Here is a 424-nt window from a genome sequence, read left to right as displayed (position 1 = left end):
TGTACTTCCCGGTCCTCAAGGCGCTCGACACCCTCGATGCGGGACGGCGTGAGCTGTTCTGGGTGCTGGGGGCGGGCGGGCGCCAGCGGCTGGGCGCGCTCGTGTGGCCGGGCGTGCTGCCCTACCTGAGCTCGGCGAGCGAGACCGTCTTGGGCATGAGCTGGAAGGCCGGCGTGGCGGCGGAGCTCATCGGCTCGCCCGAGGGCTCGATCGGGAACAGCATCTACCAGGCGAAGCTCCTGCTCGAGACGGCGGACCTGTTCGCGTGGACCATCGTGGTCGTGCTCGTGGCGTGGACGTTCGAGCGCCTCGCGCTCGCCGCCATGAGGGCGAGCTGGCCGGCTGCGGGCCGCTGGGCCGCGCGTGCGCGCCGCGCGCGGGAGCCGGAAGGCGCCGCCGCGTCCGGGACGGCGCGCGACGGGGG

1 protein-coding gene is annotated in these 424 nt (G+C 74.8%); it reads left to right on the top strand.

Annotation, left to right across the window (positions count from 1 at the left end; all coding sequences use genetic code 11):
- A partial coding sequence (locus PHA29_RS10190; RefSeq protein WP_270849522.1) for an ABC transporter permease occupies window positions 1-424 on the top strand: 424 nt, incomplete at both ends.

This window comes from Candidatus Collinsella stercoripullorum (assembly GCF_027669965.1).
Taxonomy (GTDB): Bacteria; Actinomycetota; Coriobacteriia; order Coriobacteriales; family Coriobacteriaceae; genus Collinsella; species Collinsella stercoripullorum.
Note: the sequence above shows the minus strand (reverse complement) of the source record. Positions and strands in the feature narration are given on the sequence as shown.